Annotated in this window: 12 protein-coding genes; 7 read left to right on the forward strand and 5 right to left on the reverse strand. The window is 59.8% G+C overall.

Going from position 1 to position 13843, the window contains the following annotated elements; translation table 11 throughout:
* Nucleotides 1-115: 115 nt before the first annotated feature.
* From dcd to apbC, 3 genes are all read right to left on the reverse strand, one after another.
* Complete coding sequence (gene dcd / locus G5137_RS07200) at nt 116-697, reverse strand: dCTP deaminase (RefSeq protein WP_421255145.1); 582 nt, start codon at nt 695-697, stop codon at nt 116-118.
* Between the two features lie 63 nt (nt 698-760).
* On the reverse strand, nt 761-1405 hold the full coding sequence (gene udk, locus G5137_RS07205) for a uridine kinase (protein ID WP_005345570.1): 645 nt from the start codon (nt 1403-1405) through the stop codon (nt 761-763).
* Between the two features lie 110 nt (nt 1406-1515).
* On the reverse strand, nt 1516-2598 hold the full coding sequence (gene apbC, locus G5137_RS07210; protein WP_005345574.1) for an iron-sulfur cluster carrier protein ApbC: 1083 nt from the start codon (nt 2596-2598) through the stop codon (nt 1516-1518).
* 186 nt (nt 2599-2784) lie between these two features.
* Here apbC and metG point away from each other — a divergent pair, with 186 nt between their 5' ends.
* Nucleotides 2785-4818 carry a methionine--tRNA ligase gene (gene metG / locus G5137_RS07215; RefSeq protein WP_026034905.1) on the forward strand — a complete coding sequence of 678 codons (2034 nt, stop codon included), beginning with the start codon at nt 2785-2787 and terminating at the stop codon, nt 4816-4818.
* A 137-nt stretch (nt 4819-4955) separates the two neighbouring features.
* On the opposite strand, the gene G5137_RS07220 is transcribed toward metG, so the two are convergent.
* Both G5137_RS07220 and G5137_RS07225 read right to left on the reverse strand, forming a co-directional pair.
* Nucleotides 4956-5822 (reverse strand): CHAD domain-containing protein, encoded by an 867-nt coding sequence (locus G5137_RS07220; protein ID WP_227342957.1) that lies wholly within the window; start codon nt 5820-5822, stop codon nt 4956-4958.
* A 15-nt stretch (nt 5823-5837) separates the two neighbouring features.
* Complete coding sequence (locus G5137_RS07225; RefSeq protein WP_005345583.1) at nt 5838-6110, reverse strand: acylphosphatase; 273 nt, start codon at nt 6108-6110, stop codon at nt 5838-5840.
* Nucleotides 6111-6192: 82 nt separating this feature from the next.
* On the opposite strand from G5137_RS07225, the gene G5137_RS07230 reads away from it, so the two are divergent.
* The 6 genes from G5137_RS07230 (at nt 6193) to G5137_RS07255 (ending at nt 13690) form a co-directional block, all read left to right on the forward strand.
* Nucleotides 6193-7623: a methyl-accepting chemotaxis protein gene (locus G5137_RS07230; protein WP_421255146.1), complete on the forward strand. Its 1431-nt coding sequence runs from the start codon at nt 6193-6195 to the stop codon at nt 7621-7623.
* 113 nt (nt 7624-7736) lie between these two features.
* Nucleotides 7737-8930: a class I SAM-dependent methyltransferase gene (locus tag G5137_RS07235; RefSeq protein ID WP_421221715.1), complete on the forward strand. Its 1194-nt coding sequence runs from the start codon at nt 7737-7739 to the stop codon at nt 8928-8930.
* A gap of 345 nt (nt 8931-9275) precedes the next feature.
* A complete protein-coding gene (locus G5137_RS07240; RefSeq protein WP_421255147.1) occupies nt 9276-10460 on the forward strand; it encodes an acyltransferase family protein in 1185 nt (394 codons plus the stop codon).
* A gap of 413 nt (nt 10461-10873) precedes the next feature.
* Nucleotides 10874-11911: a selenide, water dikinase SelD gene (gene selD, locus G5137_RS07245; RefSeq protein WP_421255148.1), complete on the forward strand. Its 1038-nt coding sequence runs from the start codon at nt 10874-10876 to the stop codon at nt 11909-11911.
* Complete coding sequence (gene mnmH, locus G5137_RS07250) at nt 11908-13023, forward strand: tRNA 2-selenouridine(34) synthase MnmH (protein ID WP_421255149.1); 1116 nt, start codon at nt 11908-11910, stop codon at nt 13021-13023. Before selD ends, mnmH begins: the two co-directional genes overlap by 4 nt.
* A 22-nt stretch (nt 13024-13045) precedes the next feature.
* Complete coding sequence (locus G5137_RS07255) at nt 13046-13690, forward strand: MBL fold metallo-hydrolase (protein WP_193859206.1); 645 nt, start codon at nt 13046-13048, stop codon at nt 13688-13690.
* Nucleotides 13691-13843 lie beyond the last annotated feature (153 nt).

Consider the following 13843-nt stretch of genomic DNA (forward strand, 5'->3'; position numbering starts at 1 on the left):
GCCCCTACCCCACCAATCTCATCCGACCAGCACCATCAATCCCATATCCGTTTGATTCCAGATGCAAAAAGGGAGCACCTTGTGCTCCCTCGAATCGTTGCTGTGTTGCCAGTTATCAGTCCTGATTGATGCGGCTGGCGACGGCGCCCTGCTGGCTCTTGTACTTGGCATTTTCCCGCTTGTTGTAGGGACGGGCCGCGACGCCGGAAAGCATCTCGAAGTTCAAGGCGCCGATCTTCATCTTCGGGCGCAGCGCCAGCGGCAGCTTGCCGCCGTTGTAGAACTCCAGCACGATGCGACCGGACCAACCCGGATCGATGCGGTGCGCGGTCACGTGCACCATCAAACCCAGGCGCGCCAGTGAAGAGCGGCCATCCAGCCAGCCAACGATATCGGCAGGCAGAGTAACGGATTCGTAGGTCACCGCCAGCGCCAACTGACCCGGGTGCAGATAGAAGGCTTCGCCATCGGGGATATGGATCTCGTCACTCATCACCCGATCGATGGCATCGGCCATCTCGCTGCTCAGGCCGCTCAGGTCGATATAGGGCGCGGTATGATCGCGAAACACCCGAAACTCGTTACCCAGCAGCACATCGACACTGACACCACTGATCCGCTCTACCCCGGGCCGTGGCTCAATGACGATCTTGCCTTCATCCAGATGGCGTTCAATATCGGTATCACACAGACGCATTGGGCGACTCTCCTGACAAATTGTGCTTTTAAAAAAGCCGGGCATCACCCGGCTTGTTTCATCTTAACCGATCAACATGTGGCGAATACGCGCCTTGAGCATGTCGATGGCGATGCGGTTCTTGCCACCACGGGGCACGATCACATCGGCATACTGTTTGGACGGCTCGATAAACTGCAGGAACATCGGACGCACCGTCTTCTGATACTGCTTGAGCACGGAGTCCATGGTACGGCCACGTTCCTGCACATCACGCACCAGACGGCGCAGCAGGCAGATGTCGAGCGGGGTGTCCATGAAGATGGAGGCATCCATCAGATCCCGCAGACGGCTGTCGGTCAGCAGCAGGATCCCTTCCAGAATGATCACCCGGCGCGGCGCAAACGGGGTCACTTCGCTCATCCGGGTGTGTTCGGTGTAGGAGTACTGGGGAATGGCTACCGCGTCACCTTTGACCAGCTGGCTCAGGTGCTGTACCAGCAAGTCGTGATCCAAGGCATTGGGGTGGTCATAGTTGGTCTTGACCCGCTCTTCCATGGTCAGGTGGGTCTGATCACGGTAGTAGCAATCTTCGGTGATCACACCAATCTGACCTGCGCCCAGTTCGGCCACCAGCTCTTCATAAATGGTCTGGGCTATAAGACTTTTGCCAGACGCAGATGCGCCCGCAATACCGATGATCACACACGAATGTTGAGTATCAGACATGACAAATACCTAAAAGAGAAGAGCAGTGGGGATGGTTTAAACCGATCCATTATATAAAAAAGGGTGGGTCATGCCCACCCTCAATTCCCTTTCAAGTGACCGACCGCCGATTATTCATCCAGCGCCATGGCATAGAGGGGGGTCGCAATCGGTTTTGCGCTGAAAAAGAGTTCTGCCCCTACCCTGCGCGCCAGCTTCAAATAGGCCTGAGCCAGGCTTCCTTCCGGTGCGCCGAACACCGTCGGACAGCCATCATCCATGTGTTGGCGGATATCGATGTGCAGCGGTAATTGACCAAGCAGTGCCACTTGATACTGCTCTGCCATCTTCTGGCCGCCACCGGTACCAAACAGCGGCTCATGATGACCACAGGCGCTGCAGACGTGGTAGCTCATGTTCTCGATAATACCGAGCACTGGCACATTGACCTTGTTGAACATGGCGATCCCCTTGCGGGCATCGGCCAGCGCCACATCCTGCGGGGTGGTGACGATCACTGCCGCCGAGGTAGGCACCTGCTGAGCCATAGTGAGCTGGATATCGCCAGTGCCCGGCGGCATGTCTACCACCAGATAATCCACCTCGCCCCAGCGGGTCTCATGGAGGATCTGCGCCAGCGCCTTGCTCGCCATCGGGCCACGCCAGATGGTGGCATCCTGCTCGGAGACCAGATAGCCGATGCTGTTGCTCTTGAGGCCGCAGGCCATCACCGGCTCCATCAGCTTGCCGTCATGGCTGACCGGGCGCTCCTTGAGGGTGCCCATCATTGTGGGAATGGAAGGGCCATAGATATCGGCATCGAGAATAGCGACCCGCGCCCCCTCTTTTTGCAGCGCCAGCGCCAGATTGACTGCGGTGGTGGACTTGCCCACACCGCCCTTGCCGGAAGCAACCACGATGATGTTGCGAATGCCCTGCACGGCATTGAGGCCCTGCGCCCGCGGCATGCTGGCGACGTCAATCTCCAATGCCCAGTCGATACGGGCAGCGCCGGTGGCACTACGCAGCCTGGCATCGTAGTTCTCTTTGAGCTGATCGAGCAGCGAGAGACCGGCAAACGGCAAGACCAGCCGGATAGTAAGCCCCTGACCCTGATTGATGATCTCGCGAACGAATCCGGCATCCACCAGATCCTTGTGCCAGCCTGCTGGCTTAAATTCGGCGAGGATCTGTTTTACTGAATCAATCACCATTAACTCCTCATTATCTTGTCATTATCTTGAGGTGAACGGTTACCGCACACAAATCAGTGGCTTGCCTGCCATCATAACGGCAGGTGCTGCCAAGGTTGGCATAGCCACAACCCTAGGCAGGCTACCCCCAATTCGGGTAACATGCACGGCACTCTATCATCCCAACAAGCACATCAAGAACGTAATATGGCAACTGATCCTCGTAAAATGCTGGTAACCTGCGCCCTCCCCTATGCCAATGGCTCCATCCATCTTGGCCACATGCTGGAACATATCCAGGCCGATATCTGGGTTCGTTATCAGCGAATGCGCGGCCATCAGGTGCACTTCATCTGTGCCGATGATGCCCACGGCACCCCGATCATGCTCAAGGCACAGCAGATGGGGATCACCCCGGAAGAGATGATTGCCGCGGTCTCCAAGGAGCACCAGGCCGATTTCGCCGGGTTCAACATCAGCTTTGACAACTATCACTCTACCCACAGCGACGAGAACCGTGAGCTGGCGGAGCTGATCTATGGCCGCCTGAAAAATGGTGGTTTTATCAAGAGCCGCACCATCTCCCAGCTGTTCGATCCGGAAAAATCCATGTTCCTGCCGGATCGTTTCGTCAAGGGGACCTGCCCCAAGTGCAAATCTCCGGAGCAGTATGGCGACAACTGCGACAGCTGCGGCGCCACCTACAGCCCAACCGAGCTGATCGATCCGAAATCTGCCGTCTCCGGCGCGACTCCGGTAATGAAGGACTCCGAGCACTTCTTCTTCGACCTGCCACAGTTTGAAAAATGGCTCTCTGAGTGGGTGCGCGGCTCCGGCGCCATTCAGGAAGAGATGGCCAACAAGATGCAGGAGTGGTTCGAGAGCGGCCTGCAGCAGTGGGACATCACCCGCGACGCCCCCTACTTCGGTTTCGAAATTCCCGGCGCCCCGGGCAAGTACTTCTACGTCTGGCTGGATGCCCCCATCGGTTACATGGCTTCCTTCAAGAACCTGTGCAACAAGCGTGGCGACATCGACTTTGACAGCTACTGGAAAGCGGACTCCGACGCCGAGCTCTACCACTTCATCGGTAAAGATATCGCCTACTTCCACTGCCTGTTCTGGCCGTCCATGCTGGAAGGTGCCAACTTCCGCAAGCCGACCAAGGTCAACGTACACGGCTATGTGACCGTCAACGGCGCCAAGATGTCCAAGTCCAAGGGCACCTTTATCAAGGCATCCACCTACCTGAACCACCTGGATCCGGAGTGCCTGCGTTACTACTACGCCGCCAAGCTCAACAGCCGCATCGACGATCTGGACCTGAACCTCGAAGATTTCGTGCAGCGGGTCAACGCTGACGTGGTCAACAAGCTGGTTAACCTCGCCTCCCGCAACGCCGGCTTTATCGCCAAGCGTTTTGGCGGCAAGCTGGCGGCGACCTGCGCCGAACCCGAGCTCTACGCCGAATTCGCCAATGCCCGCACCGCCATTGCCGAGGCTTATGAGAGCCGCGAGTTCAGCCGTGCCATCCGCGAAATCATGGCGCTGGCCGACAAGGCCAACCGCTATGTGGATGACAAGGCTCCTTGGGTCATCGCCAAGCAGGAAGGGGCTGACGCCGAGCTGCAAGCTGTTTGCTCCGTCGGTATCAACCTGTTCCGCGTACTGATGGCCTACCTCAAGCCCGTCATGCCGCTGCTGGCCGAGCGTGCCGAAGCCTTCCTGGCCGAAACCCTCAGCTGGGATGGCATCGAGATGCCGCTGGTCGATCACACCGTGGCACCGTTCAAGGCCCTCTTCTCACGCATCGAGCCGGCGAAGATTGAAGCCATGATCGAGGCCTCCAAGGAAGACCTGGCCAAAGAGCAGGCACCGAAAGTGACCGGCCCGCTGGCTGATGACCCCATCAGCGAAACCATCACCTATGACGATTTTGCCAAGATTGACCTGCGCGTCGCGCTGATCAAGAAGGCCGAAGCGGTACCGGAAGCCGAGAAGCTGCTCAAGCTGCAACTGGATATCGGCGGCGAAACCCGTCAGGTGTTTGCCGGTATCAAGTCCGCTTACAACCCGGAAGATCTGGAAGGCAAGCTGACCGTGATGGTGGCCAACCTGGCGCCGCGCAAGATGCGTTTCGGCATGTCCGAAGGCATGGTGCTGGCTGCAGGCCCGGGCGGCAAGGATCTCTGGATCCTGGAGCCGCAGGAAGGCGCCCAGCCGGGCATGCGCGTCAAGTAAGCGTATCGCTGACTGCGACCACAGCCAGATAGAGAAGAGAGGCCAAACGGCCTCTCTTTTTTTGTCTCACATATTTGGCTTGGATAGTTTCTGTAGATGCTGGTCGCGGATGACTTCCGCAGATTGCGGTCTCGGGGCTATCCACAACCGGGATTCGCGGTCGATACATTTTGTTCTGAATACCTGACCAGCCGACTTGGCATGTCATTCATGTTGTGGCCTGCCTGCATCGCCAGTTTGAGCGCCACCAGCTCCGCCTGCTGGCAGTCCAATTGACGCAAACGGGCAGTGATCTTTTGCTTCAACTGCTGCCGCAGTTTCGTCTGCTTGCGGGTGTTCCCCTGCTCTGCTCGCAACCTCCGCCGCCATTGACGCCAATCCTGCAACTGGCCGAGTCGTTCCTGCCAGTGAGTCAGGGTGCTCAACCAGCCGGGATCTCCACTCCCCAGATCCAGCAACAGTTCCACGCCATAACGGGCCTGCTTGATCTCGAGGCGCAGCCGATGCCAGCGGCGCAACTGTTGCTGACGGGAGCTGGCAGATTTTCCAACGCAGGGAATAGGTTCATCGAGAGCGCCCTGCGCCTCATCAAGGCGCAGGGCCAGATGCTGCTGATAGAGCGATGCCAATGCCCGCGCATCCGGCACCTGCGCCACCGCTGCAAGCCAGCGGGCCAGTCGCCTCGACAACAGGGGCACGCGACAGGCCGATTTGTGGGTATTGCCCGTGCTGGCAGGCGGCTTGCCAAAACGCTCGGCGTAGACCTGAGCATCCCGCAGCGCCGAAAGCCGCCCGACCGAGCGCAGCAGACGCCGCTCCAGCTCGGGATGATAGGCGAGTGGTCGCCACAGGGCGAGCAGTGCCAGCAAGCGGCGCGCCGCGATACGGTAGCCATGCACGGCCGGTTCGCTGGCCTCTTCGCGCACCGCTCGCGCCGCCTCCTGATAACGGGCGACCCAGCTTGTTGCCTGAGTCAGCAACAGACTTTCCTTGTCAGCGTCCATCTCGTCCCCGCCCCTTCAGTTGGTGTGAAAGCCCTGGCCGGTGGGCGGCAGCGCCTCTTCATACTCCATCCGGGTCACCCTGGCGGTGCGCGGGCCATGCTCCAGCCAACCCAGCATCATCTGCACCCCCTGCGCGGGGCCGCTGATGAGGATCTCCACCGAGCCATCCTCCAGGTTGTAGGCATGGCCCCGCAAACCCAGTTGCAGCGCCCGCTCACGGGTGAAATATCGAAATCCCACCCCCTGCACCTGCCCCCACACCCGAATGACAAACGATTGCTCTCCCATTTCTCACACCTTCCGCTTAAGAAAAAAATTCCCGAGACGATAATGTGCCCGACACTCTATCTCTGCAGGATGCAGCTCCATTATGAAAGAAGTTAAATTCCGGTGGGTTGACCGCTATCTCATTCACCTCACCATCAGTGAAAAATTCCATATCGCGTTCTGGTTACCTCTCTTCATCATCGCCTTTCTCAGCTGGTATATGCTGGCGGCCAGCCATCAGCAGGAGATCTCCCTGCGGGTAGCGCAGTTGCAGCAACGGGTCGAGACCACAGCGCAGCTGGTCAGCCAGCAGCCCACTCTGGTGTTGCCTGCTGATCTGCGTCTGACCCGGCAAGGCAGCAGCGGGTTGCAACAACAAGGGGAGCACTACCTCTTTACCGCGCCAGCAGGTCAGGCGGGCTACGTCACCGGTGATCTTGACACCGGCAACCTCTCCATGTGGGAGGGTCAGGGCTCGACCCTGCTTCTGATCGGCGCGCTGGCCGCCCTGATGGCGCTGGTGATCCACTACATGATGACCTTTGTCTCCGGAGCGCTTTACTCCACCAACAAGGCGCTGCAAACCGTGGCGGACGGCGATCTCACCTTCCGACTCAACTTCTTCCCGGTGCGGGACGAGTTCTCAACCCTGGCGGGCAGCATCGACCGCTTTACCGACCGCCAGCACCAGATCGTCAAACTGGTGGAGGAGTCTGCCGAAGCGCTGACCCTGGCCGCCGACGAGTTTCGTGACCATGCCCGCGAAGGCGAGAGCATGGCGCGTTCCCAACGCCAGCACATGGATTCGCTGGCTACCGCCATGGAGCAGATGTCGGCGGCGATCCGCGAAGTGGCGCGCAATGCCAACGACACCCTGCAACAAACCCGCCAGTCGAGCGAAGAGGCGGCGAATGGCGCCAACCGAGTAGCCCGCACCATAGAGGCGATCAGCACCCTGGCCGACGAGATTGGCAACGCCTCCGGTGCAGTCGAGCGGCTCACCCACAACGCCAACCGGATCAACGAGGTGGTCAACGTCATCAACGCCATCTCCCAGCAGACCAACCTGCTGGCCCTCAACGCCGCCATCGAAGCGGCCCGTGCCGGTGAGCAGGGTCGCGGCTTTGCGGTGGTGGCGGATGAAGTGCGTACCCTCGCCAGCCGTACCCAGCAGGCTACGGTGGAGATCCAGCAGATGATCGAAGAGCTGCAGACCGGTACCGGCGCGCTGAACGAGATCATGGAAAAGACTGTAGGGCGCGCCGCCAGCAGCCAGCAGCTCATCAGCGAAGTGGGGCTCGATATCGAGAAGCTGAGCAACCACAGCGATGCGGTGCTGGAGATGAGCACCCAGATCGCCACCTCCAGCGAGGAGCAGAGCTCGGTCGCCGCCGAGATCACCCACAATCTGGATCAGGTACGCCATGAAGCGGCGCAGGTGGAAGAGTCCGCCAGCGCCTCGGTGGCTGGCACGCAAGGGCTGAAAGCCACCGCCAGCGAGCTGACCCAGGCACTCAAGGGGATTAAGCTCTGACCGTATGAGGTGTCAGATCAGGGCAACCCCATCCATTACACAGGGTTGTTTGAGTTTTACCTGCGGGCCACATAGAATGTGGCCCCTTTTCTTTCTACCATCGGCAAACATCCATGAGCGCTTCCATCTATCTCGTCAAAGGCCGCGAAAAATCCCTGCTGCGTCGCCACCCCTGGATCTTCTCCAAGGGGATTGAGCGGGTTCAGGGCAACCCCATTGACGGCGATACCGTCGAGATCTATGCCAACGATGGCAAGTGGCTCGCCCGTGGCGCCTGGTCAGGCAGTTCCCAGATCCGTGCCCGAGTCTGGACCTTCGACAAGGATGAGACCGTCGATCTCGACTTCTTTATCCGTCGTCTCAAATATGCGCAGGAGTCTCGCGATCCGCTGATCAAGCGTCAGGGTCTCACCGGCTATCGCCTCTGCGCCGCCGAATCCGACGGCCTACCGGGTCTGACCATCGACCGTTATGCCGATTTTCTGGTGTGCCAGATCCTCTCTGCCGGTGCCGAGTTCCAGCGTGAGCTGATAACGCAAGCACTGCGTACCCTCTACCCAGAGTGCAGCATCTATGAGCGCTCCGATGTGGCAGTGCGCAAGAAGGAAGGGCTGAAAGAGCGCACCGGCGTCATCTATGGCGAGACCCCGAACGAGCCCGTGGTCATCGAGGAGAACGGTGGCGTCAAGATCCTGGTGGATATTCGCAACGGCCATAAAACCGGCTTCTATCTGGATCAGCGGGACAACCGTCAGGCTGCCGCCAAATACACCGAAGGCAAGCGCGTCCTCAACTGCTTCTGCTACACCGGCGGGTTTGGCGTTTATGCCCTCAAGGGCGGCGCCAAGGAAGTGGTCAACGTCGATCTCTCCCAGAATGCGCTGGATATCGCCCGCCAGAATGCCGAGCTGAACGGGCTGGATATCAGCAACACCCAGTTTGTCCGTCACGACGTGTTCAAGCTGCTGCGTGAATATCGCGAAAAGGGCGAGAAGTTCGACGTCATCGTGCTGGATCCACCCAAGTTCGCCGAGAGCAAAGCCCAGCTGCTGGGTGCCTGCCGCGGCTACAAGGACATCAACATGCTGGCATTCCAGCTGCTGGCGCCGGGTGGCGTGCTCTTGACCTACTCCTGCTCCGGCCTGATGGAGCAGAGTCTGTTCCAGAAGATCGTTGCCGATGCAGCGCTCGATGCCGGTCGCGATGCCCAGATCCTGGAGCTGCTCTCCCAGGCCTCCGATCACCCCATCGGTACCGCCTATCCGGAAGGCTTCTACCTCAAGGGTCTGGTGGTACGCGCCCGCTGATCGGCAACCACCCTCCCCTTGTGATCAATCAGGCCCCTTGCGGGCCTGATTGTTTTGCTTAACGCCTATAGACCTGCCCCTCGCCCCGTTGACCACCCTCTCTGCTTTATTGGTGTTCTCTCTCCTCCTCTTTCCCTGCCTGCGTCCCACGTCTTTATCTGTTTAAATTTTTTTGCACAATAACTGCACATTTATGATTTAAATCACACCCGTATGACTCTCTTTTCCGTAGTGTGATCTCGCCTGCGGCAGCCAAGCCGGAGCAACCGTCCTATCAGGAGTGATGGACGGTACAACAACAAAAATCGATGTCAGGCCAAGCTGAACATCACAAGGGATCCCGTTATGAATCAATCATTGCCGCTGTTAACGCCGCTGCGGGGCATCGCTGCCCTGATGGTGGTGCTGTTCCATGCCCGCTTGCTGCTCTTTCCCCAGTGGATGGAGTCGATCGCAGGCCACACCCAACTCATCGAGAATGGCTACCTCTGGGTCGACCTGTTCTTTATTTTGAGCGGCGTGGTGCTGGCCCATGTCTATGGCGAGGCCTTCACCCGCACGCCCCGCACCGTGAGCTATGGCCGTTTTCTCTGGCTGCGGCTGACCCGTGTCTACCCCCTCTACCTCGTCACCCTGCTGCTGCTGGTCGGCTGGGAGCTTTACAAGGCGCAGCACGGGGTGGGCTTCTACGCCGGCCCCTTGTTCAAGATGTGGGAGTGGGAAGGGATGCCCCCCTTCGGCTCCCCCTTCACCCCGGCCGAGGCGTTGCCGAGCGCCTTCCTACTGCTACAGGTGGTAACCGATCACGGATTGACCTGGAACTTCGCAGCCTGGTCGCTCAGCGTGGAGTGGATCAGCTACCTGCTGTTCCCGCTGCTGATCCCGCTGGCGGTCACCCGCAGTCGCTGGAGCCATCTCGCCCCCCTGCTGGCGCTGACGGTGCTGGCCTTTATCGTGCACAGTAGCGGCACTCTGGATGTCACCAGCGGCGCGCTGGCGGTGGGGCGCGGGGTGAGTGAATTTGTGCTCGGCCTCTGGCTACTGCCGAGGGTCAAGGCCGCGAAAAACTTCCCCATGATGAAGCATGATCTGCCGCTGCTGGTCGCCTTTATGCTGCCCTTCGCGCTGATGCAGTTCACCATGACGCCACCACTGACACTGCTGCTGATCAGCTCCTACGTGCTGCTGATCTGGATTGCCGCCTGTCAAGGCGATCGCCAAAGCCCGCTGCTGCACCTCCTGGATAACCGCTTCACCAACTGGCTGGGGGATCTCTCCTACTCCATCTACCTGCTCCATGCGCTGGTACTGCTCACTGGCTGCGAGCTCATCCACTATCTGGCGCCGGGGATCACCGAGTGGTGGTATGGCCAGACCAACCCGCTGCTGGGGGTAGTGGCAACCTTGCTGATGCTGGCGGTGCTGATCGGGCTCTCGGCGTTGAGCTACAACCTGCTGGAGCGGCCACTGCAACGGTGCCTGCGCCGCTGGGGCAAGGCTCGCCAACCGGTGCTGGAGCAAGCCGGCTAATCTGCTTTCGCCAGCTGATTGCCCCGCAGAGGTTAAGCCAACCTCTGCGGGGCAAGTCCACGATTTCTCTTCACCCCTGCCGATAACTGAGCGGCTCATGCCAGCGCCCTCCTCCCTTACCTTTCACCCGCCAATCCCCTTCGCTTTGTGTGAATTCCTGTTCGAACCGGAGGGGGCATTTGTGGCATAATGCCCTGTCCTGTGGCCCTTGGCGGGGCTGCGCTGGCGTACCTTGTCGCCCATTTCTTCCCCGTCCGGCCTGGCGGTCTTTCATAACTGCCAGTCATCGCTGCCCCTGTTGGCACCGAGGCCACCCATATTTGCGGCTTCTTGTCTTCCTCACTACAAGGCCGCCCATTGACCAAGACGGCTCCACAGAGCCTCTGCTCTGTTTGCAAATAAAAGGGGTAAGTATGTCTTCCATTCGTCTGACCCAATACAGCCACGGCGCTGGCTGTGGCTGCAAAATCTCTCCCAAGGTGCTCGACACCATTCTCAAGAGCAAGATCCCGGGCTTCAACGACCCGACCCTGATCGTTGGCAACAGCAGCAAGGATGACGCGGCCGTGGTCGATATCGGCAACGGTCAGGGCATTGTCTCCACCACCGACTTCTTCATGCCCATCGTCGATGATCCCTTCACCTTTGGCCGCATCGCCGCCACCAACGCCATCAGCGATATCTACGCCATGGGCGGCAAGCCTATCGTTGCCATCGCCATCCTCGGCTGGCCCATCAATACCCTGCCCGCCGAAGTGGCCCAGCAGGTGATAGACGGTGGCCGTCAGGTGTGCCACGAAGCGGGCATTTCACTGGCCGGTGGTCACAGTATCGATGCCCCCGAGCCCATCTTCGGTCTTGCGGTGACCGGTATCGTGCCTCTGGATGCCATCAAGCAGAACGACACCGCCAAGGTGGGTGACACCCTCTATCTGACCAAGCCCCTTGGTATCGGCATCCTCACCACAGCCCAGAAGAAGGGCAAGCTGAAGCCTGAACACGAGCAGCTGGCCCCCAACGCCATGTGCACCCTCAACAAGATTGGCCAGCGTTTTGCCGAGCTGCCGGGTGTGCACGCCATGACCGACGTCACCGGTTTTGGTCTGGCTGGCCATCTGCTGGAGATGTGTGAAGGATCCAATGTCAGCGCCCGCCTCGACTTCAAGGCGCTGCCGCTACTGGATGAGGTGGATTACTACCTGAGTGAGGGCTGCGTTCCGGGCGGTACCCTGCGCAACCACGACTCCTACGGCCACAAGCTGGATGCCATGGACGATCGCACCCGCAACATCATGTGCGACCCGCAAACCAGCGGCGGCCTGCTGGTCGCCGTGGGTAAAGAGAGCGAAGCCGAGCTGCTCGCCATCGCGCAAGACGCTGGCCTAGAACTCTCGCCCATCGGTCAGATCAAGCCCCTTGAGGGCTCCCGCTTTATCGAGATTGTCCAATGAGTGAATTGCCACTGGCCACGGACTACGCCCAGATTTTTTTAGGCGATGTGCCGTTGATTGATGTGCGCGCCCCCATCGAGTTCAAGGAGGGGGCCTTCCCCTGCTCGACCAGCCTGCCCTTGATGACAGACGATGAGCGCGCCCAGGTGGGGACCTGCTTCAAGAAGCAGGGGCAGGCCGCCGCCATTGAGCTTGGACACAAGCTGGTGGGGGGAGCAGTACGGGCCGAGCGACTCGAAGGCTGGCTGGCGCAGTTGCGCAAGCAGCCCGATGCCATGCTCTACTGCTTTCGCGGCGGCCTGCGCTCGCAAACCGTACAACAGTGGCTGGCTGAAGCGGGGGTGACTCGCCCCCGCGTCGCCGGTGGCTACAAGGAGCTGCGCCGCTTCCTGATCGACACCCAGGACAAGGCCTCTGCCGAGTGCCACTGGACTGTGCTGACCGGCATGACCGGTTCCGGCAAGACCCATATGCTGGACCACGTGGCCCAGGCGCTCGATCTGGAAGGACACGCCCATCACAGGGGCTCGTCGTTTGGTCAACTGCCCGGCGGCCAGCCCAGCAACATCAATTTTGAAAACAACCTCGCCATCGAGCTGCTCAAGCGCCGCCATCAGGGTGAGCATGCCTTTGTGGTGGAAGATGAGAGTCGCCTGATCGGCCGCTGCTGCCTGCCCCTCTCCCTCCATGAGGCCATGAGTCAGGCACCGCTGGTGGTGGTGGATGTGCCGCAGTGCGATCGGGCCGAGCAGATCCGCGAAGATTACGTGCACGATCTCTGGCTGCGCTATCAAGCCATGTATGGCCAAGAAGAGGGATGGCCGCTGTTTGCCGCCTATCTCACCGATGCGTTGGCCCGTCTCAAGCGCCGCCTCGGCGATCAGGCCCACCGCGAGCTGGATGCCCTGATGCAGACCGCTCTCACCGAGCAGGAAAAGAGCGGTGATACCGCGCTGCATCTAGCCTGGATCACGTTGCTGCTGACCCGCTACTACGACCCCATGTATCTCTACCAGCTTGGCAACAAGCAGGAGCGCATCGTATTCCGCGGTGACAAACAGGCCTGTCTCGACTATTTCGCCGAGCAGCATGCCAGCTCGCTGCGCGGCTGACCCATCCCAAGAGAGGAACTCTATGTTGAAATTCGAGGTGATCCCGGTCACCCAGTTCGCCCAGAACTGCTCCCTCATCTGGTGTGACGAGACCCATCAGGCGGCCCTGATCGATCCGGGCGGCGAAGCGGAAAAACTGCTGGCCGCCATCGCCAAGCGCGGCCTGACCCTGACTCATATCCTGCTGACCCACGGTCATCTGGATCATGTGGGTGCCGCCGCCGCTCTGCGGGAAAAGACCGGCGTCGCCATTACCGGCCCCCACAAGGAGGACGCCTTCTGGCTCGACATGCTGCCCCAGCAGAGCCAGATGTTCGGCTTTGCCCATACCCCCGCCTTCACGCCGGATCGCTGGCTGGAGCAGGGTGACAAGGTGCAGGTTGGCCAGTGCGAACTGGAGGTCTACTTCTGCCCCGGCCACACCCCGGGCCATATCGTGCTGCTGAGTCAGGCCGAAAAACTCGCCTGGGTTGGCGATGTGCTGTTTGCCGGCAGCATCGGCCGCACCGACTTCCCCCGTGGGGATCACGGTACGCTGATCAAGTCGATCACCGAGACCCTGCTGCCGCTGGGTGACGAAATCGTCTTTATCCCGGGCCACGGCCCCAGCTCTACCTTCGGCCGCGAGAAGGTGAGCAACCCCTACCTGACCCAGCCTATCTGGTGATCAAAAAAGGCAGCGGTGTTAGCCGCTGCCTTTCCTTCTCTGCTCTCTTTTTTATTTCCCATTCCGGGCCATCCGGTCATGTGCTAACACTTTGTTTTCCCCAAATCGGCATGCCCGTTTTTACCTTTCGCCCAATAAAAATCCCCACCCGAG

The organism is Aeromonas sp. 600282, assembly GCF_049175755.1.
Classification (GTDB): domain Bacteria; phylum Pseudomonadota; class Gammaproteobacteria; order Enterobacterales; family Aeromonadaceae; genus Aeromonas; species Aeromonas veronii_A.

Coding starts and splice junctions, on each gene's coding strand:
- udk (WP_005345570.1), bottom strand. CDS start 1,405: ATGTCTGATACTCAACATTCGTGTGTGATCATCGGTATTGCGGGCGCA.
- G5137_RS07235 (WP_421221715.1), top strand. CDS start 7,737: ATGAGCGCTTCCATCTATCTCGTCAAAGGCCGCGAAAAATCCCTGCTG.
- mnmH (WP_421255149.1), top strand. CDS start 11,908: ATGAGTGAATTGCCACTGGCCACGGACTACGCCCAGATTTTTTTAGGC.
- G5137_RS07240 (WP_421255147.1), top strand. CDS start 9,276: ATGAATCAATCATTGCCGCTGTTAACGCCGCTGCGGGGCATCGCTGCC.
- metG (WP_026034905.1), top strand. CDS start 2,785: ATGGCAACTGATCCTCGTAAAATGCTGGTAACCTGCGCCCTCCCCTAT.
- G5137_RS07220 (WP_227342957.1), bottom strand. CDS start 5,822: ATGGACGCTGACAAGGAAAGTCTGTTGCTGACTCAGGCAACAAGCTGG.
- dcd (WP_421255145.1), bottom strand. CDS start 697: ATGCGTCTGTGTGATACCGATATTGAACGCCATCTGGATGAAGGCAAG.
- apbC (WP_005345574.1), bottom strand. CDS start 2,598: ATGGTGATTGATTCAGTAAAACAGATCCTCGCCGAATTTAAGCCAGCA.
- G5137_RS07225 (WP_005345583.1), bottom strand. CDS start 6,110: ATGGGAGAGCAATCGTTTGTCATTCGGGTGTGGGGGCAGGTGCAGGGG.
- selD (WP_421255148.1), top strand. CDS start 10,874: ATGTCTTCCATTCGTCTGACCCAATACAGCCACGGCGCTGGCTGTGGC.
- G5137_RS07230 (WP_421255146.1), top strand. CDS start 6,193: ATGAAAGAAGTTAAATTCCGGTGGGTTGACCGCTATCTCATTCACCTC.
- G5137_RS07255 (WP_193859206.1), top strand. CDS start 13,046: ATGTTGAAATTCGAGGTGATCCCGGTCACCCAGTTCGCCCAGAACTGC.